Source organism: Agrobacterium larrymoorei (assembly GCF_030819275.1).
In the GTDB taxonomy this organism is placed as follows: Bacteria; Pseudomonadota; Alphaproteobacteria; order Rhizobiales; family Rhizobiaceae; genus Agrobacterium; species Agrobacterium larrymoorei_B.
On record NZ_JAUTBL010000002.1, the window covers coordinates 1,147,024 to 1,161,748 of the forward strand.

Here is a 14,725-nt window from a genome sequence, read left to right on the forward strand (position 1 = left end):
AAGCGCCTATTTCTGCCGTTTCGGGCCAGCCATCCATTTGATGATCAACATTGCCGGCAAAACCCACAGCAGGCCGGACAGCACAAAGTAGCCGAGGTGAATCCACCAGGGAGAATTGGCAAGCGTTGCGGAAGCGAAGGCCGTCGCAACAACCGCGTATGTCACGACCAGCATAATGATGACGATGGTGCCGATGAATGATCTGAGGCGGGGATGCATGGCTGGATGTCTCGTCCGTCGCTGACTCGTAAGACCCCTGTATAGCAGCGCTGCTTGAAAACGGAATCGTTTTCACGAGCAGCATGACCGCGACCCGATGCCGCAAAGGCCAACCCCTTGTTTTGCCCATCCGGTTAAGGCAAACCAATGTTAGGAATTGTGGAGTGTCAAGAATGCGATCCGATACGGTGGCGAGGGCGGATGCCTCTGTCGAAAAACGGGTGAAAACCGCTTTGCAGGCGCAGGAAAGCAACCGAAGGCTCTTGCGGATCTGGCTGCGTGTCGTGCTCTTCACGCTGTTCTGTCTGGTACTCGTGGGGGGTGCCACCCGTCTGACCGAATCGGGTCTGTCGATCACGGAATGGAAGCCCATCCACGGCGCCATCCCGCCCTTGACCGTTGCCGAGTGGGAAGAGGAATTCCAGCTTTACAAGCGCATCCCGCAATATCAAGAGATCAACCGCGGCATGTCGCTGGACGAGTTCAAGACCATCTTCTGGTGGGAATGGGCGCATCGTCTGTTGGCGCGGACCATCGGACTGATTTTTGCCCTGCCGCTTGCCTATTTCTGGCTGACAGGGCGGATCGAGAAGCGACTGCGCCTGCCGCTCGTCGGCCTTCTGGCGCTTGGCGGTTTTCAGGGTTTCGTCGGTTGGTGGATGGTCTCATCCGGCCTCGTCAATCGTACCGATGTGTCTCAATACCGGCTCGCGACCCACTTGACGATTGCCTGCTTGATCTTCGCGGGCTGCATGTGGATATTGCGCGGCCTTTCCTTTCATTCTCCAGAAGCGTCGCACGAGCGCGAGGGCAGGGGATTTGCTGCCCTCCTGGCGGTGCTCTGTCTTTTCCAGATCTATCTCGGCGCGCTGGTCGCCGGCCTCAATGCCGGCCTCTCCTACAACACTTGGCCGCTGATGGACGGCTCTCTGATTCCGGGCGATCTTTTCATCCAGCAACCCTGGTGGATCAACCTTTTTGAGAACCCGAAGACGGTGCAATTCGTCCACCGAATGGGTGCCTACACGCTCTTTGCCGCCACGCTCTGGCACATGTTGAGCCTCTGCCGCAGGCTACCGAACACACCACATGCGAGGCGTTCCGTGCTGTTCTTTGTCCTGGTCTGTGTGCAGGCGAGCCTCGGCATCACCACGCTTCTCACCCATGTGGATATCCATGTGGCGCTCGCCCATCAGGGCATGGCGCTGATCGTCCTTGGTTTCGCCATCGCCCACTGGCGTGGCTTCATCGGGGAGTATCCTACGCCGGTGACGATAGAAGTCAGGGACTGAGATCGCTCAGTAAGCCGCGCGCAACGGTGAGAAAGGCGAGGCGCTCCAAAGCGTTCTTATTCTCATCCAGCACATCACCATCCTCAAGGGACCAGCAGATCGATACTCCCGCATGGGCAATGGCGTAGCGCAGGATTTTTTCTTTCGAGCAGTTGAGCGTTTCTGAAAAAACCTCACAGAGCCTTTTGATCCGTTGCGGATCGAGGATGTCCGGCAGCGCATTCAGCGGATTGCCGAAGATATTCGCGACCTCATAGGCTGGATCACCGACAAGCCCCTGGGGATCGATTGCCAGCCAACCGCGTGGTCCGCCCGTCACGATGTTGTCGTGATGCAGGTCTCCATGAAGCGGTTTTACAGTCTCCTGACGAGCGAGCAGTTCCCGAATTATCTCGGCACTATACCGCAGAGGCTCGCGCAGGCGTTCATGGCTTTCCGTCTCGGCGCGGACAAAGAGAGAGCGGAAATGCTGGTCCAACGTTGTGAGCCCACCGGGAGATCCTGCCGTCGGCGCGTGGAGCTTTTGGAGAACCTCGCAGATGATCGCATTCGTGGCGTCCTCTCCATGCTCAAGACGGTAAGTGCGAAGTGTCAGATCACCCGCGTCCTCCAGCAGGCATTCCGTATCGTTTTTCTGCAAAAGGCGCACAGCACCTTGGCCCTGCCGCCACTCCAGGAAGGTCATGCCGGGACGCTCGCCCATTCCCCGCGGCTTCAATCGCTTCAAGATCGCTGACGACCCACCATCCGTCAACGTCACACGGTGGACGATGCTGCTCGCTGTATCGGCAAGAAAAAAGGCGGAGGAAATGCTCCACCGCCTTTTGATCTCATCCGGAATATCGGACGTGACGACGCTCTCGCTCATGCAGACAGCATCAGTTCCATGTTCTGAACAGCCGCACCCGATGCACCCTTGCCGAGATTATCGAGAACCGCGACGAGGTTGATGTGCTCTGCATTGCCGAAGACGTAGAGCTTCATAATATCCTGATTGGCGAGCTCTTCTGCATCGATACGCGCGACCGACTTGCTCTCCTCCAAAGGCACGACCTTGACGATGTCCTGCCCGGCATAATGCTGGGTAAGGGCGGCGTGAACCGTTTCCACAGTCGTACCATCCTTGAGTTGGGCGGCAAACAGCGGAACCTGAACGATCATGCCCTGCGGGAAGCGACCGACCGATGGCGAAAAGAGCGGAGCGCGATCCAGAAGCCCGTGGTTCTTCATTTCCGGCACGTGCTTGTGCTTCAGGGTCAGACCGTAGAGGAAGTTGTTGGCGCTGATCGCATCCTCGCGGCTTTGATCTTCCATCTGCGCGATCATCTGCTTGCCGCCGCCGGTATAGCCCGAAACAGCGTTGACGCTGACGGGATAGCCGTCCAGCAGGATGCCTGCGGCACGCAAGGGACGGATGAGGCCGATGGCGCCGGTAGGGTAGCAGCCGGGATTGGCAACGAAGCGGGCAGAGCGCACCTTCTCAGCCTGATCCCTATCCATTTCGGCAAAGCCATAGGCCCAGTCCGGGTGGATACGGAAAGCGGTCGAGGTATCGATGATCCGAACCTTGTTGTTGCCGGAAACCATGGAAACAGCTTCCTTGGACGCATCATCCGGCAGGCAGAGGATCGAGATATCGGCGCTGTTGAGCATATCCTCGCGCATGGACGCGTTACGGCGCTCGGCTTCGGGAATGGACAGCAGCTCGATATCGCGGCGGTCGGCCAGGCGCGTGCGGATCTGCAAGCCCGTAGTGCCGTGTTCGCCATCGATGAAGATTTTCGCTGCCATGTCCTTGACCTTACATTTTCAATATGTTGTCGGAGTTTTCAGACTCGATTTGTTAGCCCGCGGGATGCATATCAGGTTGATATCGCAAGCCGCTCGGCGCGCAGCCCCAGCATATACATCGCAACCGTTGCCCCGGCAATGGCGGTGATGTCCGCGTGGTCATAGGCAGGCGCCACCTCCACCACATCGGAACCGCGAATGTCGAGCTCTCCAAGGCCGCGCAGGACAGAAAGAATTTTCGCGCTCGATGGTCCACCAGCCACGGGTGTGCCGGTGCCGGGCGCAAAGGCCGGATCGAGGCAATCGATATCGAAAGTCAGATAGGCCGGGAGACCGCCCGTATGCTTGACGATCAGCGAGGCGATGTCGCTGGCGCGCATCTCTTCGACCTCGTAGCCATAAAGGATCTTGATGCCGCAATCTTCCGGCGCATGCGTGCGAATGCCGATCTGGATCGAACGATCCGGATCGATCAGCCCATCACGCACGGCGCGCACGACGAAGGAGCCATGATCGATGCGCTTACCATCATCGAACCACGTGTCTTGATGTGCATCGAACTGCACCAGCGCCAAAGGACCGTGTTTCGCCACATGCGCTTTCAGAAGTGGCCAAGTGATGAAGTGATCGCCACCGAGCGTCAGGAGATAATCGCTGTCGGCGATGATCTTGCGCGCCTCCTGTTCGATGGTCTCCGGCGTCTGCCAATGATTGCCGTAGTCGAGCAAGCAATCGCCGTAGTCGATCGTCGGCATGGTCTCGAAAAGATCGCGGCCAAACGGATACTGTGGATCGTTGTCGAAAATGGCCGAGGCGCGACGGATCGCCTGAGGCCCGAAACGAGCGCCAGGGCGATTGGATGTGGCCGCATCGAAGGGAACGCCCCAGACCACGGTCGAAGCGTCTTCCAGGTTCTTGCTATATCGACGACGCATGAAGGAGAGCACGCCCGCATGTGTCGGATCGCTGGCCGCCGAGGTAAGAGACGGTGCAGTGAAGGCGTGATCGATCGTCTTTTTAGCCATTGCTCATCTTTCCGTGAAAATCTCGAGAATAGTCAATATCGCATTAAACTGTTCGGGATAAGGTGGCCTCGTGGTAAACACCTCGTAAAGAATAAATCGGAAAGTATATCTGGCAGCTTGGCCGTGGTGTTCGGGTCCTTCCGTCTCCGGCATTTCCAGTACAGCCATGCATATTGGCCGATCATCCCGGCGCGCCGGGGATGATCGGAACTGCGCATGGCTCTGTGGCAGCCGGGTTTGGAAGCCTAGCTATAAGCAACGTTACATGTGGTTTTTATGAACTATCGACCCGAAATTGACGGTTTGCGCGCCCTGGGATTACTGGCCGTCATTTTTGCCCATGCCGGATTTGCCGCCTTTGATGGCGGCTATATCGGTGTTGATATCTTCTTCGTCATCAGCGGCTATCTGATCACCAAGGTAATCCTGCACGAATATGCGGAAGGGCGTTTTTCGATAGGTCGTTTCTATGCGCGCCGGGTGCGCCGCATTCTTCCTGCACTCTTCTTCGTCCTGCTCTGTACTATACCCTTTGCGTGGATGTGGCTGCTGCCGGACGCCTATGAGCAGTTTTCCAAGAGCCTGATGGCGGCAACGCTCTCGCTTTCCAACATCTACTTCCTGCGAAATACCGGCTACTTTTCTCCAGAGACGGCAGAAGTCCCGCTGATCCACACATGGAGCCTCGGTCTTGAGGAGCAGTTCTACCTGCTTTTTCCGCTGCTCTTTCTGTTCCGGCTGAAGGTCAGGACGATCTTCTCGGTCGTCCTCGCTCTCGCGCTAGGCAGCCTGTTGTTGAGCGAAGCCGGTGCGCGCTTTTTTCCTGTCGCCAATTACTATCTGTTGCCAACACGCGTTTGGGAAATTCTCCTCGGCTCCGTCTGTGCATTCCATGTCTTTGGCAAAGACCGGCGGACAAGCGATGTTATCGCGGCGGCTGGGCTGCTGCTGGTGATTCTGTCGATCTTTCTGTTCGACTCTTCGCTCAACATTCCCTCGCTGGTGGCTCTGCTCCCGACCGGCGGCACAGCTCTTGTTCTCCTCTTTGCCTCGCAGACCAGCATTGTTGGACGCATCCTTGCCTTTTCCCCCTTGGTTTGGCTTGGTCGGATCAGTTTCAGTGCCTATCTCTGGCATCAACCCGTCTTTGCTCTCTGGCGCATCCGCAGCCCCGAACCGCCATCGACGATCGTCATGTGCGGATTAATCGGTCTCGTTCTGCTGCTCTCGGCTTTGAGCTGGTACTTCGTCGAACAGCCATGTCGCGGGCACCGCGTTCGCTTTGCCAAAATTGCTTGGACGGCTTGCGCACTTGCTGTCGGGCTGGTTGGTTTTGGCGCTTGGGGCGACGTGAAAGAGGGGCTGCCATCCAGGCTTCCGAGCAATGTAAGGGAGTTTGTCGGGCGCACCACATGGAACGACAACTGTCTCTTCCAGAAGGAAGACGGGCTTCCGGCGCTTCCCAGTATGGAATGCATGTTCAATATTAGCAGCGGCCGGACGATTGCGGTCTGGGGCGATTCCATCGGAGCGTCGATTTCTCCGGCCTTGCAGGAGGAATTCAAGCGCCGGAACATCGGTCTGGTACAACTCACCCATGGCTTCTGCGCACCGATCCTTGGGGTCTCCGTCGCAAGAGACGAGGGTGCTGCCAATTGCGAGGAATTCAACAGGCGCGCATTGGATTATCTTGCTGCCAGCAATGTCGAAACTGTTATTCTGTCGGCCTCCTGGAGCAGTTTCCTGGCTGCGCCTTACATGCAGATCGACAGCGTAGAATACCCAAATGAGGCGATCCCGCTTCAAGCCGTTTCGGACAATCTTCGTGAGACGGTTCAGCGGCTGGAGGCGACCGGCAAACAAGTCGTGGTCATTTATCCGGGCCCGCGCTTCGAAAAGCCGCTGGTGGACGTAATGGCCCTGCGTATGCTGCAAGGCGATCCTGCGCCGAGCTTTGAGCTTTCGAAAGCAGATCTTGAGGTGAATACCAGTCGCGCCTATCAGGTCCTGAATTCAGGTCTGCCTGAGGACGTCAGCAAGGTGCTGCCGGAGCAACTTTTCTGCGATCCTACGTCAAAGGGAGGATGCTACTTCGGCTTGGAGGGCGTTGCCTATATTGCCGATCGCGGGCACTATACCAGGGCCGGGGCCGAACGAATTGCCGCCGCGGTTGCGGATGAGCTTTTCGGTGCTGACGGAATAACGGGATCCATACCCTTGCCGCTCAACTGAGCATGTCTGGTAAACTGTGAAGCGGTTCTGCGATACGACACTTCGGTTCGCAGTCTCATCACTGCTAAGGGATCAATCCCAATAGAAAAAGGCGGAGCCGAGGCCCCGCCTTTTCGATATTGTGTATTCCAGAAGCGATTAGCGCTTGGAGAACTGGAAGCTACGGCGAGCCTTGGCCTTACCGTACTTCTTACGTTCAACAACGCGGCTGTCGCGGGTCAGGAAGCCACCCTTCTTCAGAACGGAGCGCAGGCCCGGTTCGAAGTAGGTGAGAGCCTTGGACAGGCCGTGACGAACGGCACCGGCCTGACCCGAGAGACCACCACCGGCAACAGTTGCAATGATGTCGAACTGACCTGTGCGTGCTGCTGCAACGATCGGCTGCTGCAGGATCATCTGCAGAACCGGACGTGCGAAGTAGGCAGTGAAGTCACGGCCGTTGATGATGATCTTGCCGGAACCAGCCTTGACCCATACGCGGGCTACGGCGTTCTTGCGCTTGCCGGTCGCGTAGGAGCGACCGAGAGTGTCAACCTTGCGGACGTGTACGGGAGCCGAAGCTTCCGATGCCGGGGCGAGGTCTTTCAGGGAGGAAAGATCGGCCATTATCAGGCGCTCCTTACGTTCTTCTTGTTCAGCGATGCAACGTCGAGAGCGACAGGCTGCTGTGCTTCGTGCGGGTGGTTCGAACCAGCGTAAACGCGAAGGTTCTTCATCTGGCGACGACCGAGCGGACCACGCGGGATCATGCGCTCGACGGCCTTTTCAACGACGCGCTCCGGGAAGCGACCTTCGATGATCTGGCGAGCCGTACGCTCCTTGATGCCACCCGGGTAACCGGTGTGCCAGTAGTACTTCTTGTCGGAATACTTCTTGCCGGTGAAGACAACCTTTTCCGCATTGATGATGATGACATTGTCGCCGTCATCGACGTGGGGGGTGTAGGTTGCCTTGTGCTTGCCGCGCAGGCGGGTAGCAACGAGGGTGGCGAGACGACCAACAACGAGGCCTTCGGCGTCGATGATGACCCACTTCTTCTCCACCTCAGCGGGCTTCTGAACGAAAGTAGACATTCTTTTCACTTTCTTTTGGACCCGTCATCCAGCTGTTGCCAGATCAGATGCGGGCGTTTCTTGTTGCTTGATTTTGGCCGCATTTGCGCGTGCCGGAAGACATGTATTCCATGAGAATTCAGTCTGGCGCGCTTATAAGCGGTGCGCTCCAAACCGTCAACAGGCGCGAAAACGCAAGCCCCAAAAATACAATAAGAAAATCATATAGTTATCAATGTGGTTTTATAATACCACATAAAATCATGCCGGTCTCAGCCTAACCGCATGATGAGAACGCCCGCTGCGATGATGCCGCCGGCGACGTAGCGCCAGATGCTGGCCTTCTCTTTCAGCAGGAAAACCGAGATCAGGATGGCGAAGAGAATGGAGGTTTCACGCAGTGCAGCGACGACCGCCACCGGCGCCTGTGTCATGGCCCACAGCGCAAGTCCGTAGGACAAGATCGAACCGCCGCCACCGGCAAGCCCCCGCCACCAATGGCGCTTCACATGCTGTACGACCGGGAGATAACCGCGTTGATAGAAGGCATAGGAGAAGAGGAGGACGGGCGGGAGGAGGGACATCCACAGCGTATAGGAAATGGCGTTGCCAGACGTGCGCGCACCAACACCATCCACAAAAGTATAGCCTGCGATGACCACGGCATTGGCGAGCGCCAGCAGGATGGCCTGTCGACCGCCACGGCGTGCTTCGAATGCGAGGGTTAGGATTCCCCCCGAAATGACAGCGATACCTGCGAAGGCCGCGGTACTCAGCCTTTCATCGAGAAACAGGCTGCTGCTCGCGGCCACGATCAACGGTGCAACGCCGCGCATGACGGGGTAGACGAGGCCAATATCGCCGACAGTGTAGGCTGCTGCGACCAGCCGGAAATAGGCGAACTGCAGGAAGGCTGACGCGAAAAGAAAGGGCAGGGCGACAAGCCCGGGAAGGGGTAGGAACGGCAGGAAGGGAACACAACAGATGGCTGCACCCGCAGCAATCAACGACGCATCCAGCGCTTTATCCGATCCGGATTTGACAAGGGCGTTCCACGAGGCATGCAGCAGGGCGCCCAGAAGAACGAGCAGCAGGACATTAAGGGACACGAGCGACTCACAAAGCGGCTGGATAAAATGCAAGTCTAAAGCATGTCACGCAAAAGTGTGCAGCGGTTTTGCGATCATGACATGCGAAGGGAAGGGTCATGTCACGCAAAAGTGTGCAGCGGTTTTGCGATCATGACATGCGAAGGGAAAGGGCATGTCACGCAAAAGTGTCGAGGGGCGGCGGCCAGGACATGCGTCAGGAAGACAGCTTGCTGTATCGTCCACAGCGCTATGATCATCACGCACCGGTGGTGCCGATTGAAGCCAAGTGCGGGGAGAGACGGAACATCCCATCGTCCTTATCTATTGCGCGATACGAATTGCAGTGATCTGATTTTGATCAATCTCCGCCGACGTAGGAGACCTCAATAATTGCAATCTGTGGATGTTTATCGCGCTAGATATCCTCGCGAGAAAATGCCGATTTTCCTAAAAATCCTACTTTTGTTGAAGCGCAAACGTTTCAGATTAGGATTTGTTATAAACACGACGTAAATTGCCAATGTAACTATAAGTAGTTACTAAAGTGATGGTGAACGAAGTTCGAACAAAGGCGGTACGATCAGGCATTTACTTTGTTGCCGCTTAAAAGGGCATTGGGTGATGCAAATTTACGCATCCTTTTTTGCGGCCAGGAATTGACCCTTTTGTCCATTACAATTCGAGTTATGGCTGGATCAGCCGCTAAAAGGAGGACGACAATCATGGATCATGACAATTACGCCGATGAGGACATCCGTCGCATTTTGACTGATACGAAAACCATCGCGCTGGTCGGCGCTTCGCCGAATTCCGCACGCCCCAGCCACGGCGTCATGTCGTTTCTTCTTTCGAAGGGTTACAAGGTTTTCCCGGTCAATCCGGGCCAGGAGGGTAAGGACATCCTTGGGCAAAAGGTCTATGCCAAGCTTGCCGATATTCCTGAGCCGGTAGACATGGTCGATGTTTTTCGCGCATCGGAATATCTGTCCAGCGTCATGGAAGAGGTGATCCACATGTCGCCGCGCCCGAAGGTTGTCTGGGCGCAACTGGGCGTGAAAGATCATGACGCGGCGGCAAAGGGGGAGCATTACGGCGTGGAAGTGATCATGGATCGCTGCCCGGCCATTGAGCATCCTCGTCTCAATATCGAACGATAGTTAGGATAAGTCGCACTTATCATTCGCCCTCGAAGCGATATGATCCTCTGTGCTCGTTTAAAAAAAACAGTCGGAGGGACACCATGTCAGACCATACGCCGGGCTTTTCCACCCTTGCCATTCACGCCGGTGCGCAGCCAGACCCGACCACTGGTGCGCGCGCCACGCCGATCTACCAGACGACCGCTTACGCGTTCCGTGATTCCGACCATGCGGCAGCGCTTTTCGGGCTGAAGGAATTCGGCAATATTTACACACGCATCATGAACCCAACGCAGGCGGTTCTGGAGGAGCGCGTTGCCGCCCTTGAGGGCGGAACCGCGGCGCTCGCCGTGGCGTCGGGTCACGCAGCACAGTTGCTGGTCTTTCACACGCTTCTGCAATCCGGAGACAACTTCGTGGCCGCCCGCCAGCTTTATGGCGGCTCGATCAACCAGTTCGGCCACTCCTTCCAGAACTTCGGCTGGCAGGTGCGCTGGGCGGATGCCGCCGATCCTGCGAACTTCGAAGCCCAGATCGACGAGCGGACGAAGGCAATCTTCATCGAAAGCCTCGCCAATCCGGGCGGCACATTTGTCGATATCGCGGCCATTGCAGAGGTAGCGCATAAGCATGGCTTACCGCTGATCGTCGACAATACGATGGCGAGCCCATACCTCATCCGGCCGATCGAACACGGTGCCGATATCGTCGTTCATTCGCTGACGAAGTTTCTCGGCGGCCATGGCAATTCCATGGGTGGCATCATCGTCGATGGTGGCACGTTCGACTGGTCCGCGTCGGACAAGTTTCCGGCCCTGTCGCAACCACGCCCGGAATATTCGGGCGTCGTCCTGCACCAGACCTTCGGCAACTTCGCCTTTGCCATTGCCACACGCGTTCTTGGGCTTCGCGATCTTGGCCCTTCGATTTCTCCCTTCAATGCCTTTTTGATCCTCACCGGCATCGAAACGCTGCCGCTGCGCGTCCAGCGCCATTCCGACAATGCGCTTGCGGTTGCCAGATGGCTGAAGGCACATTCGAAGATCGGTTGGGTGCATTATGCCGGGCTGGAAGAGAGCGATAATCACGCTTTGCAACAACGCTACTCGCCAAAAGGGGCTGGGTCCGTCTTCACCTTCGGCGTGAAAGGTGGCTACCAAGCGGGGAAATCGCTGGTGGAAGGATTGCAGCTCTTCTCGCATCTTGCCAATATCGGCGACACCCGCTCTCTCGTCATCCATCCTGCATCCACCACGCATGCTCAGCTGACGCCCGAGCAGCAGGTTGCCGCAGGTGCCGGTCCAGACGTGGTGCGTCTCTCTATCGGCATCGAGGATGTGAAGGACATCATCGCCGATCTGGAGCAGTCGCTGGCAAAAATCTGACGAGTCAAAGTAGCTGAGAAGCAACAATCTGAAAGGATAAGATCGCCGATGGCCCTCACACTCAATTTCCAGCCGGACGGCGATCTTTCCAACATCCAGCCGGAGGAGGGTGCTCCGGCGCCAGACCGGCTGATTGCGGGTGATCCGAAATTCACCAGTTGGAACCTGGAGGAGGCCGAGGGTGGCATCTATGCAGGCATCTGGCAGGCGACACCCGGCAAGTGGCGGGTGGAATATGACGAATGGGAGTACTTCAATATTCTCGAGGGCCACTCGATTTTGACGGAAGACGGAGGACAACCTGTTCATCTGAAAGCGGGCGATCGGCAGATTATCCGTCCTGGCTTCAAAGGCACTTGGGAAGTCGTGGAGACGACGCGAAAGGATTATGTGGTCCGGCTATAGATTAGCCACGGCCACAAGCATCGTCTCCCTTGCTCGTTACGAGATCGACTTGCTGAGCGCGGCGGCGGCGGCTTCATGCTCTGTGGCCATTGTGGCGTCCTCCGCGTTTACTGTCTGCACGCTCCGACGAGCGCCGATGCGACCCATGTAGCGCTGAAAAGCTGGGCGGGCTTCCACAAGGCCGAACATCGTCGTCCAGGTAAGCGCTATCCCCCACAGAAGATCGGCAGCCGTGAATCGTTCGCCAAGCAGATAGGGTTCCTTCTCCAGCTGCGCTTCCAGCATGTCGATCAGCAAGTCGTAACTCGCATAAGGCGTTTCATTCAGAGAGCCCGGTGTGTATTTCATGTAGCGGTCATAGATGGCTGGCTCAAAGCAGCTGCCATAGATGAACAGCCAACGGACGTAGGCGCCACGATCCGGGTCAGTCAGGGCCGGGGCAATACCGGCCTGCGGGAAAAGGTCTGCGAGGTAGAGATAAATCGCACCCTGTTCTGTGATCAGCGTATCGCCGGCGCGCACCGCCGGCACCTTGCCGAGCGGGTTGATGGTCAAATATTCCGGCCGTCTTTGTTCGCCTGCCTTCATGTTCAGGACGTGCAGCTCATAAGGCACGTTCAACTCTTCCAGCAAGATGCGGGCGCCGGTGGCACGTGTCTGCGGTGAATAGAAGAGTGTGATTTCGTGGTTTGTCGTCATCTGTCGTCTCCCGTGCTGATTAATCTCGCGATTTCGCGATGACGAGAGATTGCGCTTCCATACCTGTCAGATCATGTCAGGTTGGTTTAGCAATAGATCGAGAAACAGGAATTTCTTCGATGCGTGCGAGCCGGCTGATCAACATCCTCACCACTCTTCAGGCGAAGGGGTTGGTGACGGCTGAGGCGTTGGCTGAGGAGAATGATGTCTCGGTACGAACGATCTATCGGGACATCGATGCGCTTTCGCTCTCAGGCGTGCCAGTCTACAGTGAGCGAGGCTCAGATGGCGGATATCGTCTTCTTGACGGTTACCGCGTGCGCCTCAATGGGCTGACACCTTCCGAGGCGGAGGCCATGTTTCTGTCGGGTATTCCGGGCGCTGCCGCTGATCTCGGCTTGGGAGCGCTCATGGCTGGAGCACAGAAGAAACTCACCGCCGCCTTGCCGGAGGATTTGCGCGAAAGTGCGCGACGCTTGCAGACGAAATTCTATCTCGACGCGCCGACTTGGCTCGCCGAAGGAGAGCAGCCGCATTATTTGCAAGCCATCGCCGGTGCCGTCTGGAGTTCCAAGCGCATCCGCATCCGTTATCGATCATGGACAGGCGAAAAGACCCGGGTCGCAGAACCGCTAGGGATCGTCATGAAGGGCGGCGCCTGGTACGTGGTCGCGCGTGTTGACAACACGAACCGCACGTATCGTATATCTCGCGTCCTCGACCTCATCGTTACCGACGAAGGTTTTGACTGGCCGAGGGGCTTCGACCTGGCCGCCTACTGGAACGAGAACACGAGAAGGCTCGAGCTCGATCTTTATCCGCACTGGGCGACGATACGAATTTCACCCTATGGATTGAAAGAACTCGAGCATACCGCGCCACCTTACGTCCGCGCCAATTTCAGTTTCGTCGGGGAGGCCGACGAGGCCGGGTGGCAAACAGTGCGGCTGCCCGTAGCGCAGACGCGCATGGCGGTTCATGAAATGTTGAAACTGGGGCCAGAGGTCGAGGTCATCGACCCGCCGGAATTGCGAAGGTCCATGCGTCACGCGATCGAAACGCTGATGAGCCGCTACGCGCAGGGAGCAGACGACGTCACCACGTGAGGTCGAGCCGTTCGAGGCCGTGGAAATGATAGACGTCCTTCACCTTCGGTTGGCTTGCTAGCTTGAGGTGCGGCAAGCGCTGGAAGAGAAGCGGCAGAACGATATTCAGTTCCAGCCGCGCCAGCGGCGCGCCGATGCAAAAATGGATGCCTGCACCAAAGGAAAGGTTCGGGGCCTCTGCACGATCCGGCTTGAAGGTGAGGGGGTCGCTGAATTTCTGCGGATCGAGATTGGCGGCGGCGAGGATGAGGCTGACCTTGTCACCCCGCTCGAATTTTACGCCGTCGATCTCCACCGGCTCCAGGGCCCAGCGCTGGAAAATATGAACGGGCGCACCGATGCGAAGCGTCTCTTCGACAGTCCGTTCGGTCGTCTTCTCGTCGCTGAACAGTGATTGAACGTCGATGCCGCTCTCCAGAATGACGCGTACCGAATTGCCGATCTGGTGGACGGTCGCCTCATGGCCGGCGTTGAGAAGCACGATTGTTGTGGAAATCAGCTCATCATCGGTCAGAAACTGGCCCTTGTGTTCCGTGTGGATCATATGGCTGAGCAGATCATCCTTCGGCTCGGCCCGGCGCTCGGCAATCACGCTGCGCACATAATCGGCGAATTCCTTGGCAGCGCGATCTGCGGCAAGCTCGTCTTCGCGGCTGCGCTTGAACATATACATGCCGACATAGGCATGCGACCATTTAAGGAGCTGCGGTCCCATGTCCTCGGGGATCCCGATCATCCTGGCGATCATCGTCACGGGAATGATATCGGCGAAAGAGGAAAGCAGCTCCGTCTTTCCATCCTTCTCGAATCGGTCGATCAGGCCGTGGGCCAGCGTCTCGATCTCAGGCTTCATCTTCTCCACGTGGCGGGAGACGAAGGCGCGGTTCACAAGCGTGCGCAGCCTTGTGTGTTCCGGCGGCTCGATTTCCAGCAGAGAGTGACGCTCCGCGGCATCGAAATGTTGAGTGTGTTCGAGCGGCTCGGGCAGGCCAAGTTCTTCGCGCGTGGCGATGTGCAGGATCTGCCGCCCGAAGCGACGGTCACGCAACAGCGCGTTCACATGATCATAGCCGGTGAAAAACCACTGCTTTTGTTCCTTCCAATAGAAGGTTGGACAGTGGGCGTGAAGAAGAGCGTATGTGGCGTTGGGATTGCCATAAAACGCCGGGTTACGGGCGTCGAGCGAGACGGAGCGCTCTTGCGCATCGATGTGGAGAAAGTCGAGCATGGTGTTCATGCCCGAATGTCTAGCGAAAACATGGCCGGCGGGGAAGGGAGGCAGGGCCGAG

General features: G+C 57.2%; 15 protein-coding genes. 6 read left to right on the forward strand and 9 right to left on the reverse strand.

Features of this window, described 5'->3' with window-relative positions:
- Positions 1-6: 6 nt before the first annotated feature.
- The gene (locus tag QE408_RS14190; RefSeq protein WP_306932138.1) at positions 7-219 is read right to left on the reverse strand and encodes a DUF2842 domain-containing protein; all 213 of its coding nucleotides are present in this window, start codon (positions 217-219) and stop codon (positions 7-9) included.
- A 173-nt stretch (positions 220-392) separates the two neighbouring features.
- Between QE408_RS14190 and QE408_RS14195 the strand changes: the two genes are divergently transcribed.
- Complete coding sequence (locus tag QE408_RS14195) at positions 393-1,511, forward strand: COX15/CtaA family protein (protein WP_306932140.1); 1,119 nt, start codon at positions 393-395, stop codon at positions 1,509-1,511.
- Here QE408_RS14195 and QE408_RS14200 read toward each other — a convergent pair.
- The 3 genes from QE408_RS14200 to speB form a co-directional block, all read right to left on the reverse strand.
- The gene (locus QE408_RS14200) at positions 1,501-2,379 is read right to left on the reverse strand and encodes an aminoglycoside phosphotransferase family protein (RefSeq protein ID WP_306932142.1); all 879 of its coding nucleotides are present in this window, start codon (positions 2,377-2,379) and stop codon (positions 1,501-1,503) included. The genes QE408_RS14195 and QE408_RS14200 overlap by 11 nt on opposite strands.
- The gene (gene argC, locus QE408_RS14205; protein WP_306932144.1) at positions 2,376-3,302 is read right to left on the reverse strand and encodes an N-acetyl-gamma-glutamyl-phosphate reductase; all 927 of its coding nucleotides are present in this window, start codon (positions 3,300-3,302) and stop codon (positions 2,376-2,378) included. Before argC ends, QE408_RS14200 begins: the two co-directional genes overlap by 4 nt.
- 71 nt (positions 3,303-3,373) lie before the next feature.
- A complete protein-coding gene (speB, locus tag QE408_RS14210) occupies positions 3,374-4,327 on the reverse strand; it encodes an agmatinase (RefSeq protein ID WP_306932145.1) in 954 nt (317 codons plus the stop codon).
- A 276-nt stretch (positions 4,328-4,603) separates the two neighbouring features.
- Between speB and QE408_RS14215 the strand changes: the two genes are divergently transcribed.
- Positions 4,604-6,559, forward strand: a complete 1,956-nt coding sequence (locus QE408_RS14215; protein ID WP_306932147.1) for an acyltransferase family protein — start codon at positions 4,604-4,606, stop codon at positions 6,557-6,559.
- 138 nt (positions 6,560-6,697) lie between these two features.
- Here the strand turns inward: QE408_RS14215 and rpsI are convergent, their stop codons facing one another.
- The 3 genes from rpsI to QE408_RS14230 form a co-directional block, all read right to left on the reverse strand.
- Entirely contained in the window at positions 6,698-7,165 is a 468-nt protein-coding gene (gene rpsI, locus QE408_RS14220) for a 30S ribosomal protein S9 (protein ID WP_051795849.1), read from the reverse strand.
- Positions 7,166-7,167: 2 nt separating this feature from the next.
- Positions 7,168-7,632, reverse strand: a complete 465-nt coding sequence (rplM, locus tag QE408_RS14225; RefSeq protein WP_062425555.1) for a 50S ribosomal protein L13 — start codon at positions 7,630-7,632, stop codon at positions 7,168-7,170.
- A 251-nt stretch (positions 7,633-7,883) separates the two neighbouring features.
- Positions 7,884-8,720, reverse strand: coding sequence for a DMT family transporter (locus QE408_RS14230; RefSeq protein ID WP_306932152.1), 837 nt, complete (start codon positions 8,718-8,720; stop codon positions 7,884-7,886).
- A 704-nt stretch (positions 8,721-9,424) separates the two neighbouring features.
- Between QE408_RS14230 and QE408_RS14235 the strand changes: the two genes are divergently transcribed.
- The 3 genes from QE408_RS14235 (at position 9,425) to QE408_RS14245 (ending at position 11,631) form a co-directional block, all read left to right on the forward strand.
- A complete protein-coding gene (locus QE408_RS14235; protein ID WP_306932154.1) occupies positions 9,425-9,859 on the forward strand; it encodes a CoA-binding protein in 435 nt (144 codons plus the stop codon).
- Positions 9,860-9,942: 83 nt separating this feature from the next.
- Positions 9,943-11,226: an O-acetylhomoserine aminocarboxypropyltransferase gene (locus tag QE408_RS14240; protein ID WP_306932156.1), complete on the forward strand. Its 1,284-nt coding sequence runs from the start codon at positions 9,943-9,945 to the stop codon at positions 11,224-11,226.
- A 48-nt stretch (positions 11,227-11,274) separates the two neighbouring features.
- On the forward strand, positions 11,275-11,631 hold the full coding sequence (locus tag QE408_RS14245; RefSeq protein WP_306932158.1) for a cupin domain-containing protein: 357 nt from the start codon (positions 11,275-11,277) through the stop codon (positions 11,629-11,631).
- A gap of 36 nt (positions 11,632-11,667) precedes the next feature.
- Here the strand turns inward: QE408_RS14245 and QE408_RS14250 are convergent, their stop codons facing one another.
- Entirely contained in the window at positions 11,668-12,330 is a 663-nt protein-coding gene (locus tag QE408_RS14250) for a glutathione S-transferase family protein (protein ID WP_306932160.1), read from the reverse strand.
- A 119-nt stretch (positions 12,331-12,449) separates the two neighbouring features.
- Here QE408_RS14250 and QE408_RS14255 point away from each other — a divergent pair, with 119 nt between their 5' ends.
- On the forward strand, positions 12,450-13,436 hold the full coding sequence (locus QE408_RS14255) for a helix-turn-helix transcriptional regulator (RefSeq protein WP_306932162.1): 987 nt from the start codon (positions 12,450-12,452) through the stop codon (positions 13,434-13,436).
- Here QE408_RS14255 and QE408_RS14260 read toward each other — a convergent pair.
- Complete coding sequence (locus QE408_RS14260) at positions 13,426-14,673, reverse strand: cytochrome P450 (RefSeq protein ID WP_306932165.1); 1,248 nt, start codon at positions 14,671-14,673, stop codon at positions 13,426-13,428. The genes QE408_RS14255 and QE408_RS14260 overlap by 11 nt on opposite strands.
- Between the last annotated feature and the right edge of the window lie 52 nt (positions 14,674-14,725).